General features: G+C 33.8%; 22 protein-coding genes. 7 read left to right on the top strand and 15 right to left on the bottom strand.

The window, feature by feature from the left end; genetic code table 11:
• Window positions 1-110 precede the first annotated feature (110 nt).
• From OA86_RS00295 to OA86_RS00270, 6 genes are all read right to left on the bottom strand, one after another.
• Complete coding sequence (locus tag OA86_RS00295) at window positions 111-764, bottom strand: response regulator (RefSeq protein ID WP_039347128.1); 654 nt, start codon at window positions 762-764, stop codon at window positions 111-113.
• On the bottom strand, window positions 765-2,711 hold the full coding sequence (locus OA86_RS00290) for a tetratricopeptide repeat-containing sensor histidine kinase (protein ID WP_082017275.1): 1,947 nt from the start codon (window positions 2,709-2,711) through the stop codon (window positions 765-767).
• Window positions 2,712-2,803: 92 nt separating this feature from the next.
• Window positions 2,804-3,463 (bottom strand): LuxR C-terminal-related transcriptional regulator, encoded by a 660-nt coding sequence (locus OA86_RS00285; RefSeq protein ID WP_169743929.1) that lies wholly within the window; start codon window positions 3,461-3,463, stop codon window positions 2,804-2,806.
• A 63-nt stretch (window positions 3,464-3,526) separates the two neighbouring features.
• Entirely contained in the window at window positions 3,527-4,885 is a 1,359-nt protein-coding gene (locus tag OA86_RS00280; protein ID WP_039347121.1) for an ATP-binding protein, read from the bottom strand.
• Window positions 4,886-5,054: 169 nt separating this feature from the next.
• Window positions 5,055-6,584, bottom strand: a complete 1,530-nt coding sequence (gene gpmI / locus OA86_RS00275) for a 2,3-bisphosphoglycerate-independent phosphoglycerate mutase (protein ID WP_039347119.1) — start codon at window positions 6,582-6,584, stop codon at window positions 5,055-5,057.
• 86 nt (window positions 6,585-6,670) lie between these two features.
• Window positions 6,671-7,192, bottom strand: coding sequence for a GNAT family N-acetyltransferase (locus tag OA86_RS00270; protein ID WP_039347117.1), 522 nt, complete (start codon window positions 7,190-7,192; stop codon window positions 6,671-6,673).
• Window positions 7,193-7,286: 94 nt separating this feature from the next.
• Between OA86_RS00270 and OA86_RS00265 the strand changes: the two genes are divergently transcribed.
• Window positions 7,287-7,967, top strand: coding sequence for an SIR2 family NAD-dependent protein deacylase (locus OA86_RS00265; protein WP_039347114.1), 681 nt, complete (start codon window positions 7,287-7,289; stop codon window positions 7,965-7,967).
• Between the two features lie 199 nt (window positions 7,968-8,166).
• On the opposite strand, the gene OA86_RS00260 is transcribed toward OA86_RS00265, so the two are convergent.
• From OA86_RS00260 to OA86_RS00245, 4 genes are all read right to left on the bottom strand, one after another.
• The gene (locus tag OA86_RS00260; RefSeq protein WP_039347113.1) at window positions 8,167-8,811 is read right to left on the bottom strand and encodes a response regulator transcription factor; all 645 of its coding nucleotides are present in this window, start codon (window positions 8,809-8,811) and stop codon (window positions 8,167-8,169) included.
• Window positions 8,812-8,817: 6 nt separating this feature from the next.
• A complete protein-coding gene (locus OA86_RS00255; RefSeq protein ID WP_169743928.1) occupies window positions 8,818-9,573 on the bottom strand; it encodes a sensor histidine kinase in 756 nt (251 codons plus the stop codon).
• A gap of 25 nt (window positions 9,574-9,598) precedes the next feature.
• A complete protein-coding gene (locus tag OA86_RS00250; RefSeq protein WP_126340428.1) occupies window positions 9,599-9,994 on the bottom strand; it encodes a hypothetical protein in 396 nt (131 codons plus the stop codon).
• Between the two features lie 265 nt (window positions 9,995-10,259).
• Window positions 10,260-10,679, bottom strand: a complete 420-nt coding sequence (locus OA86_RS00245; RefSeq protein WP_126340429.1) for a hypothetical protein — start codon at window positions 10,677-10,679, stop codon at window positions 10,260-10,262.
• Window positions 10,680-10,852: 173 nt separating this feature from the next.
• Between OA86_RS00245 and OA86_RS00240 the strand changes: the two genes are divergently transcribed.
• The 3 genes from OA86_RS00240 (at window position 10,853) to OA86_RS00230 (ending at window position 14,242) form a co-directional block, all read left to right on the top strand.
• Window positions 10,853-11,539, top strand: coding sequence for a YggS family pyridoxal phosphate-dependent enzyme (locus OA86_RS00240; protein WP_246008066.1), 687 nt, complete (start codon window positions 10,853-10,855; stop codon window positions 11,537-11,539).
• 77 nt (window positions 11,540-11,616) lie between these two features.
• Window positions 11,617-12,801: a sigma-54-dependent transcriptional regulator gene (locus OA86_RS00235; protein WP_039347104.1), complete on the top strand. Its 1,185-nt coding sequence runs from the start codon at window positions 11,617-11,619 to the stop codon at window positions 12,799-12,801.
• 67 nt (window positions 12,802-12,868) lie between these two features.
• A complete protein-coding gene (locus OA86_RS00230; protein WP_039347102.1) occupies window positions 12,869-14,242 on the top strand; it encodes an MATE family efflux transporter in 1,374 nt (457 codons plus the stop codon).
• 80 nt (window positions 14,243-14,322) lie between these two features.
• Here the strand turns inward: OA86_RS00230 and OA86_RS00225 are convergent, their stop codons facing one another.
• The 5 genes from OA86_RS00225 to OA86_RS00205 form a co-directional block, all read right to left on the bottom strand.
• Window positions 14,323-17,502 (bottom strand): efflux RND transporter permease subunit, encoded by a 3,180-nt coding sequence (locus OA86_RS00225; protein WP_039347099.1) that lies wholly within the window; start codon window positions 17,500-17,502, stop codon window positions 14,323-14,325.
• Between the two features lie 76 nt (window positions 17,503-17,578).
• Window positions 17,579-18,652: an efflux RND transporter periplasmic adaptor subunit gene (locus OA86_RS00220; protein ID WP_039347097.1), complete on the bottom strand. Its 1,074-nt coding sequence runs from the start codon at window positions 18,650-18,652 to the stop codon at window positions 17,579-17,581.
• A gap of 20 nt (window positions 18,653-18,672) precedes the next feature.
• Window positions 18,673-20,019, bottom strand: coding sequence for a TolC family protein (locus OA86_RS00215; protein ID WP_039347094.1), 1,347 nt, complete (start codon window positions 20,017-20,019; stop codon window positions 18,673-18,675).
• A 78-nt stretch (window positions 20,020-20,097) separates the two neighbouring features.
• Entirely contained in the window at window positions 20,098-20,709 is a 612-nt protein-coding gene (locus OA86_RS00210) for a TetR/AcrR family transcriptional regulator (RefSeq protein WP_039347091.1), read from the bottom strand.
• 171 nt (window positions 20,710-20,880) lie between these two features.
• Window positions 20,881-22,005 carry a DNA polymerase III subunit gene (locus OA86_RS00205; RefSeq protein ID WP_039347088.1) on the bottom strand — a complete coding sequence of 375 codons (1,125 nt, stop codon included), beginning with the start codon at window positions 22,003-22,005 and terminating at the stop codon, window positions 20,881-20,883.
• Between the two features lie 255 nt (window positions 22,006-22,260).
• On the opposite strand from OA86_RS00205, the gene bamG reads away from it, so the two are divergent.
• From bamG to OA86_RS00190, 3 genes are read left to right on the top strand one after another with little or no spacing between them, the layout of a single operon-like run.
• Window positions 22,261-23,532 (top strand): BamG family beta-barrel-assembly machinery protein, encoded by a 1,272-nt coding sequence (gene bamG / locus OA86_RS00200; protein ID WP_039347085.1) that lies wholly within the window; start codon window positions 22,261-22,263, stop codon window positions 23,530-23,532.
• Window positions 23,533-23,535: 3 nt separating this feature from the next.
• On the top strand, window positions 23,536-24,126 hold the full coding sequence (lptC, locus tag OA86_RS00195; protein WP_039347082.1) for an LPS export ABC transporter periplasmic protein LptC: 591 nt from the start codon (window positions 23,536-23,538) through the stop codon (window positions 24,124-24,126).
• Between the two features lie 31 nt (window positions 24,127-24,157).
• Window positions 24,158-25,204, top strand: coding sequence for an anhydro-N-acetylmuramic acid kinase (locus OA86_RS00190; RefSeq protein ID WP_039347079.1), 1,047 nt, complete (start codon window positions 24,158-24,160; stop codon window positions 25,202-25,204).
• Window positions 25,205-25,211 lie beyond the last annotated feature (7 nt).

The following is a 25,211-nucleotide window of genomic DNA, read 5'->3' as shown; positions in this document are numbered from 1 at the left end:
TCAATAAAAATTGAGGTTTTCTCTTTGAATTTACATGGTTAAGCTGGATCATTTTCCAACATTATATTTTTTTCATTATTTTTTATCCTGATTTGACGCCTTTTTATTCATCAAATGGTTTGCAAAAGATTAAGATCATTCACAATTTGTATGAGTTTGGGAATAGAATGCGCTTCTGTTTTTCGATAGATATTCTTGCGGTGCGTTTCGACGGTGCTTTCACTGATAAAAAGTTTTGCTGAAATTTCTCTGTTTGAGAAACCATTGATCATCAAATCGACAATTTCCTTTTCACGGCAGGAAAGTTTTATTTCAGGGTAAGAAATAATTTTTTCTCTAAAACAATTCAATGCCTGTTGCGCTTCTTCCGACAAGTGAACATACCCTTTGTTGACTTCATTTAAAGCGGTGTACAATTCAGTTCTGCTAATTTTTTTGGAAAGATATCCTTCCACTTCGATCTTTTCTATCAATTCGTAAATCACTTTTGGCTCGCAATTCATAGATAGAATGATAATCCTTATTTCCGGGAATTCTTTTTTAATGATTTTTGAAGCATCCAATCCATTGATCGTTGGCATCATTAAATCCATCAAAAGTATTTTTGGTAATAATTTTTGACCTCGTAAATCGCCCAAAAAATCATACGCGTCATTATAAGTTTTTAGAATTCTCACATTTTTTTCAAAACTTAAAAGCATTTCCAGACCTTCAATAATAATATTGTGGTCATCGATAATTACAATATCAAGTATGTTTTCCATCTAAATTGGGATTTTCATTATGATTGAAGTTCCTTTTCCTTCAGCGCTGTCAATTTTTAAATCTCCTTTTAACATATCGATTCGGGATCTAATATTTTCGAGGCCTAAACCATCATTTCGCGAATTTATTTTTAAGGGATTAAAACCAATTCCATCATCTTTGAAAATAGCCTCGATCATATCATTGCTTTGAATTAGAGAAATTTCTACTTTGTTAGCTTTTGCGTGCTTGATCGTATTGTTGATGCATTCCTGAATAATTCGATACATAACAACCTGAATATTTTGGTTTAAATCTTTTTTCAAACCTTCCATTTTCAGTTCAAGATGTAGTTTTGGCGAATTCGTTTTTGAAATTAAATCCCTCAAAGCATCTGCAAGACTATTTTTGATGAGCATATTGGGCATGATCTGATGAGAAAGCGTTCTCACATCCAACATGGCTTCCGCCAAAATTTCCCGCGTTTTGTTGAGAACTTTTGTAAAATTATTTTCATCTTTTTTGTACTCATCCAGAACGCTCATGTTCATATTTGCAGCAGTAAGCAACTGTCCGATTCCATCGTGAAGGTGCGTTGCCATTCTTTTCCGCTCATTATCTTCTGCGTTCATAACTGCTTTCGTAGCCAGATCCTGCTGATGTAGAATTTCTTTCTGGAGTTTTATTTTCTGTTTGTTCTGATAATTTTTGTAATAAATAAATCCCATCAGTAAAAAACCTAAAAGTGAGAAAACAATAACATTGGTCTTGAATATCTTGGATTTTTGCGATAAAATTTCATTGTCCTTCTGTAAACTCCGGTATTTTTTTTCCATTTCAGAGGTATCTTTATTCACACTCGTATTTACCAGATCAGAATCCAGTGCAACATATTTTTCAAAAAAGAGATCTGCACTATCGGTTTGACTGCTGTGATGGTAAATATTTGTAAGCAACTTATAAGTTGAAAGAAGATTTTCTTTGGAATTTTCTTTTTCAAAAACAGGCAGAATTTTCAGCAAAATTCTTTTAGCTTCTAAAAATTTTTCCTGAACGATCAAGTTTTGCGCAACATCGATATCATTGCTTTCTGTATCTAATTTTGAGTTGAATTCTTTTCTCGTCTCTTTCGAAATTTTAAGATTTAATTCCGCCGCAGAATCATTTTTTAAAAGTGTATTTAAATTACCGAGGTTTCTTTTCGAGAAAGCATAACCTTGTTTATTACCTACTTTATTACAAATTTCAGAACTTTTATTATAATACTTTTCCGCAGTGGCATAATCCTTTTTCATTTGAAATGCCTTGCCTAGATTCAAATAATTTTCGCAAAGTTTATTGTCGAATTCTACGTTTTTATCCTGCTCTTCAAAAAAATCAATTGCTTCTGTAATATATTTTATGGCATTGGTGTTATCTTTTAAATCGATAAACAGCAATCCTATATTGGCTTTTGTAGCATTGATGTTTTTTTCATCCGCCTTACTTTCAAAAAAGTTGAGCGCTTCCAAATACATTTTCATTGCCTTTTTGTACTGAAAGGTGCTTTGATAAACAGATGCTAAATTATTATTGAGTTTTGCAATTCCCGCAATATTATTTTGCTTTTTTCTTATTTGATAGGATTGAAGATAATTTCTTTCTGAATTTTTAAAATCGTTATTTCGGAAATGAACAGCGCCCAGATCACTATAAATTTGAGCTAAAAGCGTAGAATCCTTTAATATTTCTGTAGCAGTAATCGCTTTTTTGCCATAGTGTAAAGCAGAATCTACGGAAACGCTTGCATAATACCAGGTGAGATCAGAATAAATTGAGGCTCGTTTTTTATCATCGGGACTCTTCGTTAATTCTGTCTTTAAATTTGTAATTACTTCCTGCAGATTCTGAGCTTTCATAACTGGGAAAGAAGTTAGGAAAGTGAGAAAAAACAGCACTCTCAAAAGTAGATTTTTGAAGGGTAGCATAAAAAGCGTGATTTTTATCAAAAATCAACATTCAAGTCATCTTTGGCAATACGTAATTCTACGTAATTAAAACAATGGTAGATAGTTATAAACTATATCCAATTATTTTTGTGTGCTAAACTGATTACTTGAGCTCTGGAATTCAGGTGAAGCTTCTTGTAAATATTATTCACATGCGTTCTCACCGTATTAGGACTGATGAACAGTTTCTCACCAATTTCGGCAGGATTATTCCCGCTCACAATTTCTTTTAAAACCTGGATTTCCCTTGAACTTAGCTGGTAATCTTCAATTTTTTCCAGAGGAATATTCTTTTGGGTGATACCACTTAAGAGTTTCATGGCTCTTCTCGCAATTGCTGGACTCATTGGGATCCCGTCAAATTCGATAACGTTTGTAACTGCATCGACAATATTTACCGCTCGGTCTTCTTTGAGCAGATATCCACTTGCGCCGGCTTTTATAGCATCGAAAATTTTATCATTATCTTCATAAATGGTCAATACAATAAATTTGATAGCAGGATAACGAATGGAAGAAAGGGAAATGGTTGAAATCCCGTCTAATAAAGGCATTTCTAAATCAATAAGAACAACTTGCGGATAATCTTCTTTCCGCAAGTCTTTCATTAAATCGAAGAAATGTTCCCCATTTTCAGCCTCAATCACTAACTGGATATCTTCATACGGAAGTATTTTTTCCTTGATGATCTTGCGGTTGATAAAATGGTCTTCAACAATTCCAATTTTCATGGTCATTAGTTTGTTCAAAAATATTAATAAGATTCAAAAAATAACATACGCTTAAAAGCGTATTTATATCGTGGAATTTGTAATGGTGATTTTTGTTCCGCTTTCAATGATCTTCTCGATTTTGAGGAACATCCCTATATTTTTTGCCCGTTGCTGCATGTTTTTTAATCCGTAGGAATCACCAGAATTATTTTCTGTGAAACCTACTCCATTATCTTCAATACTAATCGCGAAATAATCGTTACTAATTATACCGATCTTTACTTTGTCTGCCTTCGAATGTTTCATGATATTTTGGCAAGCTTCCTGAATAATCCGAAAGATATTGCTGGCTTCTGCGGCACTCAAAATTTTATTTCTTTCAATATTCTCGTCAAAAGCTACTTTAATATTGGTGTTTTTAAAAATCTTTAACGCGTATTGTTTTACATAATCGAAGGAGGATTCCGCTCCAATTTCATCATTATTGAGCACCCAAATTGTTTGTCGAAGCAGACTTAAAATACTTTCTGCATTATCCTTTAAGTCTTTAATTTGATGGGTATTAATGTTTTCATCTGAAGTAGAGATATAATCAATTTTAGAAATGAGACTGTTTGCATAGGCGCCAATATTATCATGCAAATCACGTGAAATATTTATTCTCTGCTCGCTGAGTTTTACTTCATTTTCAGATTTTACCAAAACGTAATTCATTTCCAATTCTTTAGATATCATGTTATTTCTAACCGCTACAACAGAATAGATGAAAGGAAAATAGATCGGCATTCCTATTAAATCTAAATACATTTGAGGAATGTGCATAAAATACGACGTAATAACAACTATAATTAAAAATGAAAACATACTGAAAATCATATAATTCAGAAATTCATTTGCCCAATTTTTCCGTATTCTCTTCTGTGCATAAAAGATATCATGCGTATTGAGTTTAAATTTTTTAAGCCATATTTTTGACTTCACAAAATAATAGAGGGGAACGATAATTACAGTAGTATTAACAATATTATAGGGTAAATAAGATCCTTCTGCCATTTGCTTTATAACATTGTTTTTTTCCTCCGGAGACCAAAAATTGTAGAGAAGTGCTCCAAAAAGAGCAATAAAAGGTATTATTAAATGCGGTACTAAATTAGTAATGTGCGAATCATTGATTTCTCTGACATAAAAATAGATCGCAGGACCGAACAGAAACGGAATGCACATCAATGCAAAATGTAACGGAAGCAAGCTATAATTTTCAAAATAAAAAATGATCAAATTTCCCGTACAATTAACGATCACTATAAAAAAAATGATGGAAAAGGAAACTCTAACCCCAATTTTTTCTTTCTTGTTGAGTAAAGTTGGCAGAATTAAAAGAATGAGAACTAAAATCACCGTTAAGTTTAGAATTAATACGAGAGGATCTTTATAATTCATAACGATTGATTTTAGAACGAAAACAAGTGTTTGCTTAATTTTTAATAATTAATTAAAAATAACAAATTATGGTGAGATACGTAGCAATTTGTGACATAAAAAAAACGGCTGTTTTAAAAGCCGTTTTTACTGTAAATTTTTTTAGAAATTCTTCCAAATGTATGGTTGTTTAACTCACCAAAACTTCGCCGGTCATTATAGCAGGAATTTCGATTCCCATCACTTTCAAAATTGAAGGAGCCACATCACCTAACTTTCCGGGTTTCAAATTCCAGGTGTGATCTTTGTCCATTACAATTAAAGGAACTAGATTGGTGGAATGCTGTGTATTTGGTGTTCCATCGGGATTGATCATTACATCTGAGTTTCCGTGATCCGCCAAAATAAAAACTGCATAACCATGTTCATAAGCAGCAGTTGCAACTTTACCGATGCACTCATCTACAACTTCTGCGGCTTTTATTGCGGCAGAAAAAACGCCGGTATGTCCGACCATATCAGTATTAGCAAAATTAAGACAAATAAAATCTGCACCTTCGTTTTCAATCTCTGGTAGAATTTTTCCTGTAATATCATAAGCCGACATTTCCGGTTTGAAATCGTAAGTGGGTACATCTTTCGGACTCGGACAAAGCAGTCTGCGCTCTCCAATAAATTCCGCTTCCTGTCCACCTGAAAAGAAAAATGTCACGTGTGGATATTTTTCCGTTTCAGCAACTCTGATCTGCGTTCTTCCATTTTTTTCCAAAATTTCACCCAATGTTTGATGCAAAACTTCTTCATCAAAAACGACCTTCACATTTTTAAAATTCTTATCATAATTAGTCATTGTGACATAATAGAGATTCAAATGATGCATCCCGTAATCTGGTAAATCATGCTGTGAAAGAACTTCTGTAATTTCCCGTCCCCGATCAGTTCTAAAATTAAAGCAGAAAACCACGTCATCATTTTCTATTTTAATCACAGGCAAATTGCTTTCTTTCAAGCAGATCATGGGTTTTAGAAATTCATCGGTAATTCCATTTTCGTAAGATTTTTTAATGGATGTTAAAATATCGTGCGTTTGCTCACCTACTCCATTTACCATTGCGTCATACGCTAATTTTACACGTTCCCATCTTTTATCACGATCCATCGCATAATATCTTCCTACGACTGTTGCCAGTTTTCCGGTAGTTAAAGCCATATGATCGAGAAGTTCTTTTATAAAACCTTCGCCAGAATGTGGATCGCAGTCGCGTCCGTCGGTAAAGGCGTGAACATAAACATTATCTTGCAATCCATTTTCGTGAGCAGCGGTCAAAAGTCCTTTCAAATGATTAATGTGGGAATGTACTCCACCATCGGAAACCAAACCGATGAAATGAACATTTTTTTTATTTTTTAAGGCATAATCGAAGGCTTCAGTAATCACATTTTCTTTTCCTAAAGTAGCATTTTCTACTGCGATGTTAAGTTTTACTAAATTTTGGTAAACAACGCGACCAGCACCCAGATTCATATGTCCAACTTCAGAATTTCCCATCTGACCAAATGGTAAACCTACCGCAATACCACTCGCTTCGAGGGTTGTGTGTGGGAAGTTTTTATAACATGAATCTATAAAAGGAGTATTTGCCTGATCAATTGCAGAGACTTTGGAATCAGTACCGATTCCCCATCCGTCGAGAATAGCTAAGATCGCTTTTTTTGACATTTTTTAATTTTATAGTACAAATTTAATGAATTACGGGCAATTTTCCCAGATTTTCAAGTGTGAATTTCAAAAGCTAAAAATTCTATTTAAGTTAATATTTTCTCGAAAGCTTTTCTGGGACTTCCGCGGAAATGAACTTCCCCACAATAGGAATATTCTAATTTGTCCAGAATTTTTAACATTTGAATATTATCGAAATTGGTATCCACTTTAATACTCATGACTTGATTAGATTTTACAAAATCTTCAATTTTCAAAAATAATTCTGTTGCGATTCCTTGACCTAAAAACTTTTCGGAAATGGCGACGCGATGGATCACCGCATATTCTCCTTCGCTCAACCATTTTCCTTCAATATTTTCATAAGCAGGTTCGACATCAAAAATAATTGCGGCATAACCGGCAATTTCATTATTTTTTTCTAATACAAATCCAACTTTATTCTGAATGTCAATGATGGCAGTTTCAGAATTTGGGTAACCATCTTGCCACTGATTGCTGCCATCGTTTTTGCGTCTTTGAATAGCTTGTTGCAGAATTTCCCAGATTTTTTCCTGATCCGAAATCGCTGCTCTTCTTAAAATAAAATCGTCATCTAACTCTTGCATTTGAAAATTTTTACGTTTACAAATTTAATTAAGATTTCTTTAATTTAATCCGACAAAATTGAAATAAAATTTTTGTAATTTTAAAAAAAATAAGATGAAAAAGAAACTTGTTGTGCTTTCTGGAGCAGGAATTTCCGCAGAAAGTGGGGTGAAAACATTTAGAGATTCAAACGGTTTATGGGAAAATCATAGAATTGAAGATGTTGCAAGTCCGGAAGGTTTTGAACGTAATCCGGAAATGGTTCTGGATTTTTATAACGCAAGAAGAAAACAATTGAATGAAGTTGAACCAAATGAGGCACATCTTATTTTAGCAGAACTCGAAGATTATTTTGATGTGAAAATTATCACTCAAAATGTAGATGATCTGCATGAGAGAGCCGGCTCCTCGAACATAATTCATTTGCATGGTGAACTAAAAAAAGCACGGTCAATTAATTCAGATTCTAAAATAATTTCGTGGGAAAAGGATTTGAATTTGGGTGACTTCAATTCTGAAGGAGTTCAACTGCGTCCACATATTGTATGGTTTGGAGAAATGGTTCCAGAGATGGATCAAGCTGTAAAAGTGGCAGAGACTGCTGATATATTTTTGGTTATTGGCACTTCCATGCAAGTTTATCCGGCCGCAAGTTTAATACAATACATACCAGATCATTGTGAGGTTTTTGTGATCGATCCGCAGTTAGACAATAATTTTGTGAAGGCTGAGAATTTTTTTAAAACTTCTGCCACAGAAGGAATGAGAAAATTAAAAGACAGGTTATTGAAATAATAAATAGTTGTCTGAAGCTATTTGATGTTTATTGAATGTTTTGATAACACTTTAAATTTTATATGTAAAATCTACATTCAGTTTAATTCACGAAAAAACCGGTTAAAAAAAACCGGCCTTCTCTTTTCATTATTTGTGAATTGTGTCCTGCAAAACTATATTTAAAAAAAAGGTAAAACAAGCGTGAAAACACCCTTTTTTAAGTAAGATTATTTTTAATAGCAAATAACACAATTCCTACTCTGGTTTTTATATTCAATTTTAAAAATACGGAATCGCGATAACCATCTATTGTTCTGGGACTCAGGAACATTTGATCTGCTATTTCTCGATAAGTGAGTTCGGAGCATGCCAATTTAATAAACTCGATTTCGCGACCTTTCAGAGTTTCGTGTAACTCGTTCAAAAGTTTTTCCTCTGTTTTTATCTTTAGCAAACTTTGAGTCAACAGATCTGTATAAAAAATGCCTTTCTTGTGAACAATGTCAATGGCATCAAATAAAATATCCGGCGACATATCTTTCAGTAAATATCCTTTTGCACCGGCTTTTAGCATTTTGATAATTGTTCCCTCATTATCTTCCATTGTTAGAGCAATGACTTTCAAATTTGGGAATTCCTTCGAAATTTCTTCCGTCGTTTCAATTCCATTTTTGATGGGCATATTGATATCCATTAAAATAACATCGGGATGATCTTTTCTCGTTCTGAGCTGATCCAAAAAATCTTGACCATTGAAGCAGTTCATAATTACTTCAAAATTAGAATTAAAAGAAAGTAAATTTTCCAGCGCTTTCGAAACTAATTTATGATCATCTACAATTGCAATTTTTATCTTTTCCATGATTTTTTATTTATTATAAGTAATCAAAACTTTCGTTCCATCTTTTTCAGAAGAGTTTATCTTAAAATCGGTATTTATGATTTTGGCACGACTGATCATGTTTTTTAAACCGCTACCATTGTCTTCTCTGTGGGTATTAAATCCGATTCCTGTGTCATTAATATTAATATCGATAAAATCTTGATGGTCGATAACAAGTAGTTCAATACATTTTGACTTAGAATGCTTGATGACATTATTTATACACTCCTGGATAATTCTAAATAAAATTAGTGCGTGACTGGAGTTAATTTCTAAATCGCGATTATTGATATCATAATGAACCTCCAAAAGCTGTAATCTTTTAATTCTAAAAATTTCCCGTTCCAAAGATTCAACAAATCCAAAATGTTCAACTTGTTTTGTAATAAAAACTTTCGATAGATTTCTGATATCCTGAATGCACTCCCCTATTAAAAGATTGATTTCATTTGCAATTTCTTTTTTCTCGCTCTCATCAGAAAACGATAATTTGTTGGTCATCAATCTGGCAACCGAAAGTTTCTGTCCCAGATCATCATGAAGTTCCTGTCCTATATAATTCAAGGTCTGTTCTTTAATCTCGACCTGCGAATTTGCAAGTTCCTGTTCAAAGGTAGCTTCTTTTATTTTTTGTGTTAAAATCAATTGCGATTTTTTTTTAATAAAAACGCTGTAGATTGCCACCATCATTAAAACCACTATCAAAATCATGAAAGTGGTTAGAATAAGTAAGAAATCCATTTCAGAAAATTTCATCACTAAAAAATTAAATTTCTTTTTTCGCCTTCAAAATACCAAAAAATAAAATGGTATATCCTGCTACATTTACCAAGAATAATAATACGAAAAATATATTTAGGTTCATCAAATTTGTTGCAGTGTAACTGATGACAAGAAGAGGTAAAACTCCTAAATATGTCACGAGTAAACTGATACAAACCCAGAAAGGAAAATAATGACCTAGTCCCAAAATTTTATCTGAATTAAATGTTTGAGACATGACTAAAAAAATACTTCCTGTTAATAAAACCACTTCTACAAAGTAGCTGAAAAAAGGAAATCTTGTAAAGAAGTTTTCAACAAATATTGCAGAACCAATATAATTTAAGAGGAATAAAACAATTAATAGTAAATTGACTCGTTTTAGCTTTTCTGAAATCAAAATACTTTGAAAATACAAAAAAAACAGCAGGAATACGATTAAATTTATTCCGATAACGTATAAAATTGAAGAATTGTAAGTAATATTTATAAACTTTTGCAAAGTGCAGTAAATCTCAATAAATGTTAAAATCCCTAATCCAAAAATAAAATAATTACTGCCTTTCTCTAACTTTCTTCTCTTTAATATTAAAAATAGTAAACAGATTAACATTAGAAATGCTACAAAAGAACCTGCTATTTCTCTGTTCCAAACCATCGCTAACTTAATAAGGCGGCGTTATATTCATATAATTCAAATCTGGGATTTCATCCATATTTGATGCTGCATCCATTTCATCAATTGCATTTCGGTTCTCACTTTGACCACGACCTAAATCAGTGGGAGAAAAAAAGATCATTTGATAGCCAAGATATTCTGGTTTCAATTTCGGATCTTTTGAGTATTCAGAATATTTTCCGAGCGAAACTTTAACCCCTTTATTTTTAACACCTCTTTTTTCCATTTCATCACTTATGAGTTGTAAATATTCTTGCAAAACGTCTAAATCTATACTGTACATTTTCGAATCAGGTTTTGACTCGGGCCTTTTTTTATTGATTTCAGCGTAATTACTTTTAATGTACTCTTCTGCCAAAACTTTAGTTTGCTCTGCGCTGATTAGGTGTTTTTCTAAGTTGCTCATATTTATTTGTTTGTGAAAAGCAAATATATCATTTATAAATTTCAGAAAATAGCGTGTAAACACCCAAAAAGAAAGGGCTAAAAAAAAATTCTCTTTTTTTTCTAAAAATTTGTAATCCATTATTAAATTTGGTAATTTTCAAGATTACTATTTTAACGTACTTTTAGCATAACATGATGAACAACAATCTCAGCGATCTTTCGGAAATAACAGATAATTATAAAAATATATTATCAAAATTACCATCACATGTTGAGCTTGTCGCAGTTTCAAAAACGCATCCTGTTGAAATGATTCAGCAGATTTATGATCAAGGCCAAAAAGTCTTTGGCGAAAATAAAGTGCAGGAATTGGTAGAGAAACAACTGCTTCTACCCAAAGATATTCAGTGGCATTTAATCGGTCATCTGCAGACAAATAAGGTAAAATATATTGCGCCATTTATCAACACTATTCAAAGTGTAGATTCTGAAAAACTGTTAGAAGAAATTGATAAACAAGCGGAAAAATACAAGCGGAAAATTAAAGTTTTACTTCAGGTAAAAATCGCAGAGGAAAAAACAAAATTCGGTCTTGAAATTCACGAAGCTAAAGAGATTTTCCAAGAGTATTTGAATGGAAAATTTCCAAATATTGAGATCAAAGGTTTAATGGGAATGGCAACTTTCACAGACGATAAAAATCAAGTGAAGAAGGAATTTACATTATTAAAGCAGATTTTTGATAAAATGTCACTTCAAAGAAAATTAGAAACTTTATCTATGGGAATGAGTGACGACTTTCCTGTCGCCATCGAATGTGGCGCAAATTCTGTTCGCGTTGGGTCGGCCATTTTTGGTCACCGAAACTACAATTTGTAGTATTTTGGGGTATGATTATTGCTACCTAATCTGCAAATTTTAAACAAAATTTTTACAAAATCAATAAATTTCAATAAATGCAAAAAATCTTAATAGTTGAAGATGAAAGAGCCATTTCCGGTGTACTGCAAAGTATCCTGCATGATGAGCTTCCAAATTATGAATTCGTAATTGCCGAAGATGGTCTAGAAGGTTTAAAACAAATTGAAAAAGAAGATTTCGCTTTGGTTGTTTCTGATATTAAAATGCCGAAACTTTCTGGGACCGAATTACTTAAGCAAGCGCTTCAACTTAAACCAGATACCACGTTTGTAATGATTTCAGGTCACGCAGATATCGATACTGCGGTAGATTGTCTGAAAGTGGGTGCTTATGATTTTATCTCGAAACCGATTGATATCAACAGATTGATCACCAGTGTGAAAAATGCATTAGATAAAAGAATTTTACAGAAATCTAACCAAAACTTGAAAGTAGAAAATACGACTTTAAAGAAAAAAGTAAACAAAAAATATCAGATGATCGGTGATTCTCCTGCTTTAAAAAAAATTCAGGATATGATCGAAAAAGTGGCAGCTTCTGACGCAAGAGTTTTAATTACGGGACCCAATGGAGCTGGAAAAGAATTAGTCGCTCACGCAATTCATGCGCAAAGTGATCGCAGCAAAGGACCGATGATCGAGGTAAATTGTGCCGCAATTCCTTCAGAACTTATTGAATCTGAATTATTTGGACACGTGAAAGGTAGTTTTACCGGCGCGATTAAGGACAAACAAGGAAAATTTGAATTGGCGAATAATGGAACTATTTTTTTAGACGAAATCGGTGATATGACTTTGGTTGCACAAGCAAAAGTTCTCCGTGCATTACAAGAAAGTAAAGTTTCCCCCGTCGGAAGCGATAAAGAAATAAAAGTAGATGTACGTATTTTGGCCGCGACCAATAAAAACATGAAGCATGAAATCGAATCTGGGAAATTCCGGGAAGATCTGTATCACAGACTTTCTGTAATCGAAATTTACGTTCCACCTTTAGATGAAAGAAAAGAAGATATTAAAATGTTAGTACAGCATTTTTCTAAAATTATTTCTGAAGAACACGGAACCATACAAAAGGATTTCGATGAAAAAGCGATTACAAGCTTAGAAAATTTCAAATGGACTGGAAATATTCGCGAGTTGAGAAACGTGGTTGAACGATTAATTATTTTGGGATCCAATCCGGTTTCTGCGGAGGATGTTGCCAGTTTTGTAAGAAAATAAATTAACGCACTTCAATAAATTTTGAAAAAGTTTGCAGTATTTTTGCCGCAAACTTTTTTTATTCTCTATGAAATTTCTTAATTCTAAATATACAAAAGCGAGTTTAACCCTTGCTCTGCCCGTAATGCTCACTCAGGTTGGGCAGGTTTCCGTGAATCTTTTTGATAATATTATTGTAGGGAAATTATTGGGTGCTCAAGCTTTAGCTTCAGTTTCTTTAGGAAATGCCGTTTTTTTTTCAATCTTTGTATTTGCGCTGGGATTTTCATTTGCGATTCCACCGTTGGTTTCCGAGGCACATTCACAGGAAAAACACAGTGTTATCAACTCCGTTTTTCGTCATGGTTTCGTTATCAATTTTGGAATTGGACTTATCTTAATGATTATCCTGTTGCTAGCTCTTCCCCTGCTTTATCACATGGATCAGCCGAAAGAAATTATCCCCGATACGATCGGCTTTTTAGGAATTATGACTCTGAGTATTTTACCATTTATGGTTTTTCAAACATTGCGGGAAGTTTCAGAAGGATTGTCTTATACGATTGGTGTTACCAAAGCAACCATCTTCGCAAATATCATTAATATTGTTTTGAATTATGTTTTCATCACGGGAATGTTCGGAATTTCCCCAATGGGTGTTGAGGGATCTGCTTTGGCAAGTTTAATTGCAAGAGTTTTTATGATGGTTTTCCTTTATTATGTGCTTTTAAAAGAACCGAAAACTCGAAGATATATTAAAGATTTCTCTCTTAAAATCGTAGGGTTTTCCAGAGAAATGTTTCGTAAGATGCTGAAAATTGGTTTTCCTACAGCGTTGCAAATGTTTTTTGAAGTGACGGCTTTTGCAGGTGCAGCTTTTATTTGTGGTTTGGTTTCTGCAAAAGATATCGCATCTCATCAGATTGCGCTTTCTATGGCATCGTTTACTTTTAATCTTTGTATTGGTTTTAGTGTGGCTTCAACCGTGATGATCGGACGTAAATTAGGTGAACAAAATTACACCGAATTAAAGGAGGTCGGAATTAATAATATGAAACTAGTATTCATTTTTATGTTTGCCTGTGGAGTATTTTTTATTTTGGGAAGACATATTTTACCAACCTTTTTCACCAGAAAAGAAGATGTTGAAGTAATTCAGTTGGCGGCGAAACTGATGATCATTGCGGCTTTATTTCAACTTTCAGATGGTGTTCAGGTTGTTGCATTAGGATCTTTAAGAGGAATTCAGGATGTGAAAATTCCGTCGATTATCACTTTTATTGCTTATTGGCTAATCACTATTCCACTAGGATATTTCCTTTGTGTTCCTATGAAAATGGGCGCTTTCGGAATGTGGATCGCGCTTGGTTTAGGTTTAACGATTTCGGCGGTTCTACTCGTCTTCCGTTTCCTAAATCTTTCTCAAAGAAAAATTGATGCTTTTGAAAAGACAGGAATTTAAAATTTAATCTTTCAATTCTAAAATTAAGAAGCCGTTTCAAATTAATGAAACGGCTTCTCTTTATTACATTATTATTAATATTACATGGTATGCTTGGCTGTGAAACCATCTTCACTTAACTCTTCATGTTTGTAATCTGCTTTCATTTCGGCTTCATAATCTACTTTTTCACCTTTGGAGAATCTATAAATTAAGCCATCAAAAATTGAATAAACGACAGGAACAATAACCAGTGTCAGGAATAAAGAAGATATCAAACCTCCAATAATTACCCAAGCCAAACCATTATTCATTTCTGCTGCAGCGCCACCTGCCAAAGCGATTGGAAGCATACCGATCACCATCGCAATCGTCGTCATCAAAATTGGTCTTAACCTTGCGTGGTTTGCCTGCAGAAGTGCTTTATGCGTACTTTCGCCTGCTGCTTTTCTCATGTTGGTGAAATCTACAATCATAATCGCATTTTTCGCCACCAAACCAATCAGCATGATCATCCCCAAAATGGTAAAGATATTTAATGAGTTATTTGTTAAAGCAAGCGCAACTAAAACTCCGATCAATGCCAATGGAATAGAAAACAATACCACAAACGGATAAATGAAACTGTTGTAAAGCGCTACCATAACTAAGTAAACTAAGATAATAGCTGCTAATAAAGCCACTCCCAAAGTTCCGAAACCTTCTGTCTGATTTTCCTGATCACCACTCCAAAGATAATTGACTCCGGTAGGTTTTTTCAGGGTTTCGAATTTCTTTTGCCATTCTGCTGCAACAGTTCCGGTTGTTTTACCAATGGTTTGCGCCTGAATGGTAACAGAAGGAGATTTATCTCTTCTCTCTAAGAAACTCGGTCCAGAACTTTCCGTTACAGTTGCGAACTGACTTAATTTAATTTGTTCCTGCTGATCATTAACAAAAATCAGATTATTCACATCATTAATGGTTGAACGGCCTTTTTGATTGTACTGAATATTAATGTCGTACTCATAATCTCCTGCTCGGAATTTACCATCGGTATTTCCACTAAATGCGGTTTGCATCGTAAGACCAACCGTTTGTAAATTTAAGCCTAAAGCCGACATTTTATCGCGGTCAACCTGAACATTGATCTCAGGATTCCCGCCTTCAGTAGTTAATTTAACTTCAGAAGCACCATCGATCGATCTCAACTGAGCTTCAGCTTGCTTGGCAAAAGTCATTGCGCTTTTTAAATCAGGTCCTGTAATTACCAAAGCTAATGGCGCCTGTTCAGCACCCAATAATCCAACAGGTACGGTTTTTACCTTTGCACCGACCAAAACACTTTCTAATTCTTTCTTCAATTTCGCAGCGTAAACAAACGAGTTATCTGCTCTTTGATCTTTTCCTACTAAAATAACATCGATCTCAGATTTGTAAGCTGTAGCTTGAGCTCCACCTTGACCATCACTCGTTTGACCAACGGTTGTAATAATTTTTTCTACTTCTTTTTTCTCACTCAAATATTTCTCTGCTTTTTGCGTCATGAAATTTGACTGTTCTATCGAAGCATCTTTTGGTAATTCGATCTGTACTAAGAATTCTCCTTTATCAATTTTAGCGAAAAATTCACCACCAATAAAGCCCAGTCCAACCAAAGCAAATGAACTGAAGAATAGAATAATGACTAATCCTAAAGTAATTAATTTGGTTTTCCAACTTCTCAAACACCATTCTAACAAACCAGAAACCCAGTGAGTGAAAGCATCCAAACGTTTTTCAAAAGCTAAAATGAATTTTTCAAACCAGTTTTTACCAGTAAGATGTTCCAGTTTTCCGAATCTTGATGATAACCAGGGAACGATCGTAAATGATGAAAGTAAAGACAATAATGTCGCAATAACTACTGTAACACAGAATTGTGAAATAATATTTGACACTAATCCTGTACTTAAAGCAATCGGTAGAAATACAACGACAATCACCAAAGTAATTGCCATTACAGTAAATCCAATTTCTGCAGTACCGTCATAAGCGGCTCTAACCTTACTTTTACCCATTTCCATGTGTCGGTAAATATTTTCGAGTACCACAATGGCATCATCGACCAAAATACCAACAACGAGCGACAATCCTAGCAAACTCATTAAATTCAAAGTATATCCTAAAAGATACATTCCAATAAAAGTTGCAATTAATGAAGCAGGAATTGAAACCATTACGATAAATGCATTTCTGATACTGTGAAGGAAAAGCAACATTACAATTGCTACCAAACTAACCGCGATTAACAAATCATGGGTTACATTATTGGCTGCATTCAGCGTAAAATTGGTAGAATCATTAACGATATCAATTTTTACGTTTTGAAGTTTGTAGTCATCCTGAATTTTTGCAATCGCAACTCTACTAAGTTCGCTCACTTCCACTGCATTCGCATCAGATTGTTTTACGATTTGTATAATTATAGCAGGTTTTTGGTTAACTCTTGCAATCTTTTGTACGTCTTTTTGGGAATCTTCTACAAAAGCGACGTCACTTAATCTGATTTGGGAGCCGCTTTTAGTTTTAATGACCAAATTATTTAATTCACCGGTATCTTTATATTTCCCGGAAAGACGTATAATCGTCGTATTATTTCTGGTCTTAATGTTTCCTGTCGGGAAATCTAAGTTGGAACTTAAGATCGCCTGTTGAATTTCTGGAACAGATAAACCGTACCCTTCAATCTTGGCTTGATCCATGTTCACGCGAATCTCTCTTTCTTCACCACCAATCAAGTTAACTTGAGCAACCCCTTTTACACGGGATAAAACTGGCTCAATCTTTTTATCTAGAAGGTCATAAAATTCTTTTTGAGGAAGCGATGAAGTTGCTCCTGCGGTGATAATTGGTAAATCACTCAAAGAGAACTTTAATAAAGAAGGCGGTTTTGCATCTTCCGGTAAATTGGCTACGATCGCATTAATTTTTCTCTGCGCATCATTTAATGCGTAATTGGTATCGGTTCCTGAATTCAGGGTTACCATTACCAGAGAAAGACCTTCGTAAGATTTAGATTCTACTTTTTTTACGTTTTCTAAAGAAGAAATCGCATCTTCAATTTTTTTGGTCACCGAACTTTCTACTTCACTTGGCGATGCACCCGGATAAACCGTGGAAATTGTAACGACATTGATCTCAAATTTTGGAATCAATTCGTAGCCCATCTGGCTATAACTGAAGAGACCGCCCAAGGTAAGAATCGTAAATAATACGATGATCAACGTAGGACGTTTAATGGATATTTCTGCTAATTTCATATAATTATTTAGATTTTAGATTCCGATATTTGATTTGAAGATTTCTACGCTTTTCCTCAAACATCTTGTATCTTTTCTATTTTACAATTTTAATTTTGGCACCGTCAATCAGATTGATTTGTCCTGTTGTAACAACAGTTTGTCCATCTTTAAGTCCGCCGAGAATTTCAATTTGAGAACCGAAAATTCTACCCACAACTACTTTAGTTAATTTCACGGTGTTGTCTTTATTTACAACAAAAACTTCGTTGCTGCTTACTCCGCCTACGAAGGCTTCTTTCGGTAAAACCAACATTGCATGAGCAGTTCCAGAGTCTTTAGCGTTAAATACTGCAGTTCCATACATTCCCGCTCTTAATTTGTTTTCGTTACTGTTACTAATCTCGATTTCAACCGGAAAATTGAGTGATGCATCTGCTAATGGAGCAATAAAACTAATTTTTCCTTTGAAAGGAGTATCAGGATAAACGCTTGCTTTAACATTAATTTCGTCGCCTACTTTCATGCTCGCAACTTGTGATTCATTCACGTTCACTTTCAATTTTAATCTGGAAACATTTACGATCTCAAACATTACCGTTCCGGGTGAAACTACAGATCCTGGTTCAATTAATCTTTTATTAATGATTCCATTGATGCTCGCTCGAACATTGGTGTCACCAATTCTCAAATTGGCTTGTTGTAATTGCGCTCTTGCATTTTTTACCTGAAGTCTTGAATTGTCAACCTGTTGTTTCGTAACTCCTCCCGTTTTGAAGGCATTTTCGTAGCGTTGATTATCAACTACCGCATTTTGATAGGTTGCATTTGCATTTGAATTGTCAACTTCTAACTGATCTTTTTTAATGGTGGCAACGGTTTGTCCTACTCTTACGTAACTTCCTTCATCTACCAAAACTCTTACAATTCTTCCACTAATTTCTGAAGGGAAAGATAATTCCTGGTACGGTGCAAAAGTTCCGTTTGAAGAATAATCGTTTGTTATATGTTCGTATTTTGCTTGCGTTACATTAACAGAAATAAATTCGTTTTTTTGAGAAACGATGGCAGTTTCTGCTTGGTTTTTCTTTTTATTATTACTGAGAGTATATATTCCGGCAGCTATAAGTATAACTGCTAATACACTGTAAATTATTGGTTTTGCTTTCATCTGAATAGTATTTCTGCTTATTATTTAATGTAATTTCTGAGTTCTCCTTTGGATTTGTAATATTGTATTTCTGCAATTTTATAATCCAAAATGGCGTTGGTGTAATTATTTTTGGCTTCAACCAAAGCATTTTCAGCTTCTAACAATTCGGTTAAAGTTGCCAAACCGTATTGGTAATTGCTTTTGGTATTCGATGATACCGTTTCTGCAAGACTTACGTTTGCTTTCTGGCTTTCCAATGCGGACAGACTGTTTTCAATTTGTGATTTCGCATTTTGATAGGATAAGTCTAAACCTAGTTTTGTATCCTTCAGATCAACATCTAATTTATCGAGTTCGATCTGAGCCATTGCAACACGGGCTTTTGTCGCGAAACCATTAAAAATAGGAATATTCACGCCCAAAGTTATCGCCGAGTAACCTGACCAATAGACACCGTTCTTCTCCCCATTAGTTAAAGGAAATTTGTTCCCCAATCCTTGATAGCTGTAATTTGCATTCAAATTAACCGTTGGATAATAAGCCGCTTCGACCGCTTGTTTATTATATTGTAACAATTCTTTTTGTTTAGAAAGTAATTTAACTTCCGAGCGGTCATCAGTTCCAACCGTGTCTTCTAATAAATGAGGCGTAATTTCCATATCAGATTTTACAAGCTCGATCTTCGTTTCGATCGGCATTCCCATATAAAATTTCAGAGCATTTTCTGCCTGGTTGATTCCGTTTTGCTGTTGTTTTAAAACCGTTGAGATATTGGTGAGATTTACATTCGTTCGGTCAAGATCTACTTTTTTAGCCAATCCATTATCGAACAAACTTTTGATAATATTTCGTGCTTTTTCTGTGCTTGTAAAACTGCTTTCTAAAGTTTCTTTCTTTTGCTGAATAGTAAAAACCTGGAAATAAGCATTTGAAACACGTTCGATGATTTGCTCTTCAGTCAACTGCTCATTAAGCTGATAAAATTCTTTTGTTGATTTCGCGGCTTTTAATCCAATAAATACTTTTTGATTAAAAATTGCCTGCGACAACTGTAAACCTGCTCCTGCATTCCATTTTTGTCCAAATGAGATCAATTGTATGTTACTTGGACCACCACTAAATGCACCAACATCTAAAGCAGATTTTTGCAATAAAGGATTATACGTAAGATTTGCAACGCCCGAAATTTGTGGTAAAGCATTTGATTTTGCTTCCATGATCTGGTAATCGGCATTTTTTACGTCAAGTTTTGCTTTCAACGCATCCGCTTTATTTTGAAGCGCGTATTCTATGGCTTGTTTTAGCGTAACGGTTTCCTGCGCCTTCATTCCGGAGAATGAAATTGCTAAGATTGCGACGAGAGCCATTTTTCTAAAATTGGTCATTATATATTGAGTTGTTATTTATTAGAGACGTTTAACAATGAGTTTTACTTTTTTTGGGGGAAGTATTTTTCTAAATTTTTATACTTCCTGTTTAAAATCAAAATCTTTCAAGAAATCTTTTCCTTTTTTCGTCGCTATGGAATGCATGTAGAAAACCATGACTTTTAAACAGAAAGATTGTCTGTCGTTCACTTCGTTTTCAAACAAAGGCGAATCCTCGTAAGAAAACATGAGTTGAAGAAGAAATTTAATGTAAAGTCTTTCATCAAAATCAGTACGGTAATATCCTTGTTGTCTTCCGAGTTTAATGTTGTGCGTAACAATTTTTGAGATTTTTTCATCAATGCTCAAAATATGTTGATTGTAAATCGAAGGGTAATATTTGATCAGCTGACGAATAAATGTGGTTTTGTTCGTGCGGGAAAAGTTTTCGAAATCTTTCTCCCGAAGAAACATTCTTTCGATGGCGTTGTCAGTCTTCGAATCATTTAAAAGAAGCGTTTCTACAATAAGATCCATCTTATAGTCAAGAACTTCTGTTAACAGATCTTCTTTATTTTTATAGAGTTGATACAATGTTTTTTTTGACATTGCAAACTCTTTCGCGATGTCATCCATTGTCAAAGTTTTAGCACCATTCTCGGCAAACAGCTCTGCAACTTTCAATAAAAATTCTTTATCTGCACTCATAATAAATGCAAAGGTAAATAATGAAAACTTATAAACAAAAAAAGTTTCCTAGTTTTTTTGAGATAAATAATTCAAATAGATGCGATAAATAACTTCGAAAGAGAATTAGTTTTTGAATTGCTATCATTAAAAAAAAGGAAGCAAATCAAATGACTTGCTTCTTCTATAATTTTAATTGGAAGGTGATTTATGAATGTACCGTGATAGCTTAATTCCAAGATCGGTCCAGACAATTTTCGCATTGGCGTTTCTTTCCAGATGATAATCTGCCTCAGAAATTTCTGTTAAAATCGCCTCGATATTTGCTCCGTGAATAAAATTCGCGAATCGCTCCCATTTAAAACCTCCGGAATCGATCTTTTTATAGACTAAGTTTTCGTTGCCATAATTTTGAAGTAATGCCAAACGGAACATTTCTGCACAATAATCAAGAAAGCTTTTTTGTTTTTCCCGATTCCAACCTGCAACATTTCTGCCCCAAAAAACAATATTTTTTAAAAACTCAGGTTTCTTTTTTACTTGAAATGCTTCGCGAACCCATGTTACAAAAAGATCTTCAAATTCAGAATCAGAATTTTCGGCAAGCAAAAGTTTCTGCGCACTGTTCCAGTTTCCTTGAGCCTGAAAAACGATTTCTTTTATTTTTTCTTCGCTAATTTTATAATTCTGTAGAAGCGAAAATTCAATCTCTTCATCATGAATTCTTGGGATTTCTACAAGTTGAGTTCGGGAAAGAATGGTAGGTAAAATAAAGTCGGCATTTTCGGCCGTAAGAATGATTAAAGTATCTTTTGGTGGTTCCTCCAGAAATTTAAGAAATTTATTAGAAGCCGAAATATTCATTTTATCAACTTGCCAAACTATGAGAACTTTACTGCCACCTTCAAAACTTTTAAGCGAAAACTTCTTGTTCAGTTCATCTATTTCATCAGCGTAGATGGTCAATTGTTTATTATCAGAATTTAAAACTTTATTCCAGTCTTCGCCGTTTGAATAAGGATTTTCAAGAATCATTGTTCTAAAATCTTCCAGAAAATTGTCAGAAAGTCCACCTTTTTTCTCTTTAAAAACAGGAAAACTGAAATGCAGATCCAAATGATTTAAATGTTCAACTTTCGAGGACGAATGTTCATTTTCTTTTCTAAAAACTTCTTTTGCAAATGCCATTGCGAGAGGTAAAGTTCCGTATCCTTCTTTTCCGATAAAAAGTTGAGCATGACTTACTCTATTATCAGAAATACTTTCTTTCAGAAGGCTTTTTAATTTTTCCTGACCTACAATTTGTTCCCAGTTCATTTTTCAAAGATAAAAAAATTCAACTATTTCCTCATGTCGAAAATAAGGTTTACTGCCTATTTTTTTATAGATTGATTTAAATCTTAAGTTTAATAAAAATTAAATTGCTTAACCACATTTTTTGCTTTTTTTTTAATTTAAAAAAGTGAAAGACCATCGTAAACAAAGTCATTCCCTTAACAAACTTTAACCAAACTAAATTTCCTCAATTCAGTAATATTTAAGATATTTGCGCATTATTTTTAAAAATAGAGAATGAAAAGAATTTTTGTATTACCGTTGCTTGCTGCCGGATTATTTTTTAACGCGCAATCGATTGGTAATTCTCCTTATGCTGCCTTCGGAATTGGGGATATTAAGTATGACAATACAACTGATGTGAATGCGATGGGCGGTATTTCTACAGCATATATTTGGGACTTCAATAATAATTTTAACTTCAGCAATCCTGCTGCTAATAAAAATTTAGAACTAACCACCCTGAAAGTGGAAGGAACCAACGAAAACAATTTTTTTAAATCGAATTACGATAATATGAGTGTTACCAAACACTCTTCTTATTTATCGAATATTTCAATTGCTTTTCCACTTTCGCCAAAAGTTAAATTTGGATTAGGTTATCAACCTTACAGTTCCAAAAAATATTCAATCATTACCAAAGAAACACTTGCTGATGGTACTATTAAAGCGAATCTTTTTACTGGTGAAGGAATGATAAGTACGGTTCAAGCAGCGGTTTCTTATCAAATCTCTCCAGAATTTGGAGTAGGTTTAAGAACTAATTTCTATTTTGGTAATGTCTATGACATCAATGAACTTACTTATTCCACCGCAGAATTGATCAACGGTTACGAAACGAAAAATAAGACCAAATCTTTTAATTTCACGGTTGGAACTGCTTACCAGAAAAAAATCGCAGCAGATAGAAAACTTACATTAGGTGGAACTTTAACCTTTGGAAATACAGGTAAATTAGAAACTCAGTACACCAACAGTACTTATTTTTACACGCCGGGTCAAACCAAAAATAATGTAAGCATTATCGATTCAAAATTCAGTGAAAATAAAGATCTTATTCCATTAGGTTTCTCTTTAGGAGCTGGTTATGGTAGAGATGCGAAATGGTTTTTGGGAACACAGGTTGATTATAACAAGGCACAAATCGATTTTATAACAGATCCTTTTGCCAATCAAGCTTCTTACAAGATCTCTGCTGGAGGTTGGTATTTGCCGAATTACAACAATTTTAGAAATTATTTTTCTCGTGTAACTTACCGATATGGTGCTTATTATGAAAAAGGTAATTTATCTTATATGGGAACCAATGTCAACAAATTTGCGCTCACTGGTGGATTAACACTTCCTTTTGAAAATAAAAGTGCAAGCAGAATGAGCGGTATTGATCTGGGAATTGAATTAGGACAGAGAGGAACACTTGATAATAATATGATTCGACAGAATTTTGTAAACCTAAAAATCGGACTTAATTTTGCTGATAAATGGTTTAACAAACGTCTTTATGATTAAGAAATGAGTCTTTACAGAAAAATATTCTATAAAAATATAGCCGCCTTTCTAGGGTGTGCTATATTTTTTGTTTTAATTTCCTGTGATGAAGATCTTACCAAAATCAGTAAAAACAAAAACGTCAATTTTCCTTCGCAAATCATCAATAATGCCAATATCGTACAGCGGGATTCTGGCATGATAAAACTGCGTGCAAAAGCTGCCCTCATTGAAAAATATGAGTATATCGATTCTCCCTACATCGTTGCGAGAAAAGGAATTAATATTCTTTTTTACGATAAAAAGAAACCCAATGTTCCAGGGAAGATCACTGCGAAATATGCCAAATTTAATGAGAAAAAGAAATTTTACGAGGCTAAAGGAAATGTGAAAATCATCACCAATGAAAATCAAATATTTGCAATGCAATCGGTTTATTGGGATCAAAATAAAAGATTAATTTATACTTCAGATACGGTTTACGTAACCGATAAAGACGGCTCAACACTAGTTGGTGCAAACGGAATGAAGGCCAAAGATGATTTCTCTGAATATACTTTCTTTAATAATTCAGGCGATATCAACGCTAAAAAAATCCCTGAAAAAGGAAGGTGATTTTTCGTAAATTCGTGAAAAATTTTTCTTTATGGAGTTTTATGCAATCGGTTTAATGTCGGGAAGCAGTCTGGATGGACTTGACATTTGTTACGCCAAATTTCAAAAGGAAAATAATACCTGGAAATATGAAATCTTAAAAGCAGAAACCATCTCTTATTCTCAACACTGGGAAGGAAAACTCCGAAATTCTATTAATTTAAATTCTGAAGAGCTTTTAGCCTTGAATTCCGAATATGGTTTTTACCTGGGAAAAAGAGTTCAGGAATTTATTGGACAATTTTCTTTAAAAAATGTAGATATAATCGCTTCTCACGGTCACACCGTTTTTCATCAGCCGCAAAACAAATTTACCTTACAGATCGGCGACGGAAGAGCAATAAAAATTTTGACTCAAATTCCTGTCGTTTACGATTTTCGCAGCCAAGATGTTTTGATGGGAGGAAGCGGTGCTCCATTAGTTCCGATCGGTGATGAACTCCTTTTTTCTGAGTTTGATGCATGTCTCAATATTGGTGGATTTTCAAATATTTCCTTTAGAAAAGAAGGAAAACGAGTCGCTTTTGATATTTGTCCCGTCAATATTATTATGAACCAGTTTGCAAAAAAATTAGGAAAATATTTTGATGAAAACGGAGATTTGGCAAGAAATGGAACAGTTAATTTTGAAATTTTATCTTTATTAAATTCTCTTCCTTTCTACGAATCTTCGGCACCAAAATCTTTAGGAATTGAATGGATCAATGAAAACATTTCACCTTTATTAGAAGGAGAGATTGCCGAAAATGTGTTAGCGACTTTTACAGAACACGCTGCTTTTCAGATTGCTGAAATATTTAATCAATATGAAATTCAAAAAGTTTTATTTACAGGTGGTGGAACGTATAATTCCTACTTAATTGAACGGATCAAAAATAAAACATCCGCAGAAATTATTATTCCGGAAAAAGAACTGATCGATTTTAAAGAAGCTTTGATCTTCGCATTCATGGGAGTTTTGCGTATGAATAATGAAATTAATATATTGTCCTCTGCGACCGGAAGTTCGGCAGATCATTGCTCCGGACTTTTAATTTAAACTTCCT

It is taken from the genome of Kaistella jeonii (assembly GCF_000812865.1).
Taxonomy (GTDB): Bacteria; Bacteroidota; Bacteroidia; order Flavobacteriales; family Weeksellaceae; genus Kaistella; species Kaistella jeonii.
The sequence above is the reverse complement of the archived record's forward strand: the minus strand, read 5'-3'. Positions and strand labels throughout refer to the sequence as shown.

Bases quoted from the DNA above. Each gene is read 5' to 3' on its own strand.
- OA86_RS00265 (WP_039347114.1), top strand. From the start codon at position 7,287: ATGAAAAAGAAACTTGTTGTGCTTTCTGGAGCAGGAATTTCCGCAGAA.
- OA86_RS00205 (WP_039347088.1), bottom strand. From the start codon at position 22,005: ATGAACTGGGAACAAATTGTAGGTCAGGAAAAATTAAAAAGCCTTCTG.
- OA86_RS00215 (WP_039347094.1), bottom strand. From the start codon at position 20,019: ATGACCAATTTTAGAAAAATGGCTCTCGTCGCAATCTTAGCAATTTCA.
- OA86_RS00290 (WP_082017275.1), bottom strand. From the start codon at position 2,711: ATGCTACCCTTCAAAAATCTACTTTTGAGAGTGCTGTTTTTTCTCACT.
- OA86_RS00260 (WP_039347113.1), bottom strand. From the start codon at position 8,811: ATGGAAAAGATAAAAATTGCAATTGTAGATGATCATAAATTAGTTTCG.
- gpmI (WP_039347119.1), bottom strand. From the start codon at position 6,584: ATGTCAAAAAAAGCGATCTTAGCTATTCTCGACGGATGGGGAATCGGT.
- OA86_RS00210 (WP_039347091.1), bottom strand. From the start codon at position 20,709: ATGAGTGCAGATAAAGAATTTTTATTGAAAGTTGCAGAGCTGTTTGCC.
- OA86_RS00245 (WP_126340429.1), bottom strand. From the start codon at position 10,679: ATGAGCAACTTAGAAAAACACCTAATCAGCGCAGAGCAAACTAAAGTT.
- OA86_RS00225 (WP_039347099.1), bottom strand. From the start codon at position 17,502: ATGAAATTAGCAGAAATATCCATTAAACGTCCTACGTTGATCATCGTA.
- OA86_RS00270 (WP_039347117.1), bottom strand. From the start codon at position 7,192: ATGCAAGAGTTAGATGACGATTTTATTTTAAGAAGAGCAGCGATTTCG.
- OA86_RS00295 (WP_039347128.1), bottom strand. From the start codon at position 764: ATGGAAAACATACTTGATATTGTAATTATCGATGACCACAATATTATT.
- OA86_RS00285 (WP_169743929.1), bottom strand. From the start codon at position 3,463: ATGAAAATTGGAATTGTTGAAGACCATTTTATCAACCGCAAGATCATC.
- OA86_RS00220 (WP_039347097.1), bottom strand. From the start codon at position 18,652: ATGAAAGCAAAACCAATAATTTACAGTGTATTAGCAGTTATACTTATA.
- bamG (WP_039347085.1), top strand. From the start codon at position 22,261: ATGAAAAGAATTTTTGTATTACCGTTGCTTGCTGCCGGATTATTTTTT.
- OA86_RS00235 (WP_039347104.1), top strand. From the start codon at position 11,617: ATGCAAAAAATCTTAATAGTTGAAGATGAAAGAGCCATTTCCGGTGTA.
- lptC (WP_039347082.1), top strand. From the start codon at position 23,536: ATGAGTCTTTACAGAAAAATATTCTATAAAAATATAGCCGCCTTTCTA.
- OA86_RS00280 (WP_039347121.1), bottom strand. From the start codon at position 4,885: ATGAATTATAAAGATCCTCTCGTATTAATTCTAAACTTAACGGTGATT.
- OA86_RS00240 (WP_246008066.1), top strand. From the start codon at position 10,853: ATGATGAACAACAATCTCAGCGATCTTTCGGAAATAACAGATAATTAT.
- OA86_RS00230 (WP_039347102.1), top strand. From the start codon at position 12,869: ATGAAATTTCTTAATTCTAAATATACAAAAGCGAGTTTAACCCTTGCT.
- OA86_RS00255 (WP_169743928.1), bottom strand. From the start codon at position 9,573: ATGGATTTCTTACTTATTCTAACCACTTTCATGATTTTGATAGTGGTT.
- OA86_RS00190 (WP_039347079.1), top strand. From the start codon at position 24,158: ATGGAGTTTTATGCAATCGGTTTAATGTCGGGAAGCAGTCTGGATGGA.